The organism is Leptospira koniambonensis (assembly GCF_004769555.1).
Taxonomy (GTDB): Bacteria; Spirochaetota; Leptospiria; order Leptospirales; family Leptospiraceae; genus Leptospira_B; species Leptospira_B koniambonensis.
Genome location: NZ_RQFY01000008.1, coordinates 1 through 2,471 on the forward strand (window position 1 = coordinate 1; position 2,471 = coordinate 2,471).

Sequence of the window (2,471 nt, forward strand, 5' to 3'; positions counted from 1 at the left end):
ATAACCGCGGAATTTATCTCCTTGTTCAGGACCAAAAAAATCTACTTTTTGCTCTCCATATCCGCTCTTGCATCCGCCCTTTACACAGTAACGAGTTCCCATACGAGGGGGAGAACATTGATTGCACATCACAAAAAATATGCTCAAAAGTAATATCCAATTGAATAAAATCATCATATTTCTCATCGTATGACCTTCTGTAAATGCATCCGTTATGGGTTTTGGCCGCGCCCCTTCGGGTCAGGCCCTACGCTACAATCAGCGAAGCACCATTACTCTTTTGTTATTTATTACTTTCTCCTTCCGCTTTTTCTCTCATCTTTTCCAGAAAATCAGGAGGTGGGGCCTTCAAAGCTCCATTACATTTCGGACCGGTACAATTATGATGCCCGTCCCATTCTCCCTCTTGGACTCGGTCTGCTCCATTTGGACCATCATTAGGAAAAATCAATTTTCCATAACCATTGTATTTTCCGTCTACATGCATTCCTTCATAACGCACATAGGCTCGCGGCTCATGCCATTTCCCGTCCTTGTATTGCGCTGTATCGTACCCCACCTCAACGCCATAGCCTTCGTATCTACCGTCTTTAAAGCCTCCAGTGTATTTTCTATAATTGCTTGAATCATATCCAACACCTTGGCCATGACGCCTCCCGTTTTTCAGGTCCCCTACGTAATGGCTTCCTCTCCAATTAAGCATAGATCCTTTTCCATTCTCACAATTCCCTTCGTAACAAATCCATCCATTACTGAACGTACCCGCATATGTTTTTCCAGGTCTTGTTGTCAATACTCCTTTACCGTCTGGTTCTCCATTCTTGAACTCACCTTCATACTTCCAAGGGCAACTTTCCAATTCTTCTCTTGGCCAAGGACTCGTTGGTAAAAATTCCCATTTACCCTTGCCATGGAATTCGTAGTTCACAAATTCTCCTTCGTAGGTCTCTCCTTCTATGGAAGTATGGTGCTGTTCAAAGGTTCCCCTACCATTTAAAGAGCTATCATAGAATTCTCCCTTCCAGATTGCATAACCAACAAAGCCATCGCGAATTTTACTTTGACCAAAGTAATCAACCCTCGCTTCGCCATATCCTCTATAGCATCCACCCTTTACACAGTAACGAGTTCCCATACGATGTGTACATTGGCTACACATCACAAAAAATATGCTCAAAAGTAATACCCAATTGAATGAAATCATCATATTTCTCATTTCTATTCCTTCTTAATGTACTGGCACCCAACCGTTCTTAGGCGATTCCATCCAAGATGGCAAGGCAAATGGGTCTTTCTCATATCTAGGATCCGTTCCGGTAGGCTTTTTCTTATTCTCTTCGGAAATGTTATACACATCTTTGTTTAAGTAATCTTTAACGTCATTCCATGTAGCGCCTGATTTCCAAAGCTCTATAATTTTCGTAGCTGCTTGCGTAGCTGAGGTAGTCCCCGGTGCCACTGCTGGCGGAGTCTCATCCGGTCCTCCATGTTTTCCTCCATCCTGCAAATTGTAGTTCTGGATCATGATGAGTTCCCCTTTCTCATTTCTCATCGTATGACCTTCTGCAAATGCATCCGTTACCGTATGTAATATCTCTCCAACAATTTCAGCTTGTGCCACAGAGCTTAAACTAGAATCCGTTGCTCCAGCCCACAAATGCTTCAAGTTATCGGTGATATCAGATAATGCTTGCCCATTTGTTTGACCAGGTTTCGAAGCCATCGAGTGTTTCCATTGGTCATCTCCGAAATGCGACTTATAAGTATCTGTCCACTTTACAAGAACCCCTAATCCTAATTTCTCAAGGGCCAATATTAATGTGGACGGTATGAGACCGGCAGGGATATCAGGTTCCCGAATCCCTTTCCTTATGGCTTCTATTTCTTCTTTACTTACCGGGGGCGACTCCTGCTTCGCAGGACCGGGCTCTACGCTACAATCAGCGAAGCACCATTACTCTTTTGTTATTTATTACTTTATGATATTAAGATGGTGCATCGCCGGATTTTCGCTGCGATCCCTGTCGCTTTAGTATTTCGCTATTCTTCATTCACTCAAAAACTATCTTTGACGCTTTTCTCACGCAAAGACGCTAAGATCGCAAAGGGGTATTACGATATATTTCTCTTCTAAGTCTAATCATTCATTTTCAGCGGATTGTTGTTAAAAAAGTTACTTTATCTATGCAATGAACTTGTTTACTTTTTCCTAATGCATACTATACAAGCGACGGTTTTTGGGCGAGGACATTTATTGATTAGCGTCCTCTCCCCACTCTTCTTCTGAAGGAGGCTTTAAAGCCCCATTACATTTTGGTCCACTGCAATGATGTTTACCATCCCATTCTCCCTCTTGTATATCATCCTTCCCATCTGGACCATTGCCAGGAAAAATAAGCTTACCATATCCATTATATTTCCCATCCACAAACATTCCTTCATACCGAACATAAGGCTCTGGATCATGCCAT

Annotated in this window: 2 protein-coding genes and 1 pseudogene; all 3 read right to left on the reverse strand. The window is 42.5% G+C overall.

Going from position 1 to position 2,471, the window contains the following annotated elements; translation table 11 throughout:
* Positions 1-283: 283 nt before the first annotated feature.
* Complete coding sequence (locus tag EHQ52_RS17130) at positions 284-1,216, reverse strand: MORN repeat-containing protein (RefSeq protein ID WP_135616401.1); 933 nt, start codon at positions 1,214-1,216, stop codon at positions 284-286.
* Between the two features lie 12 nt (positions 1,217-1,228).
* The gene (locus EHQ52_RS17135) at positions 1,229-1,621 is read right to left on the reverse strand and encodes a hypothetical protein (RefSeq protein ID WP_135616402.1); all 393 of its coding nucleotides are present in this window, start codon (positions 1,619-1,621) and stop codon (positions 1,229-1,231) included.
* Positions 1,622-2,251: 630 nt separating this feature from the next.
* Positions 2,252-2,471: pseudogene (locus EHQ52_RS17140) on the reverse strand (hypothetical protein); the annotation flags it as partial.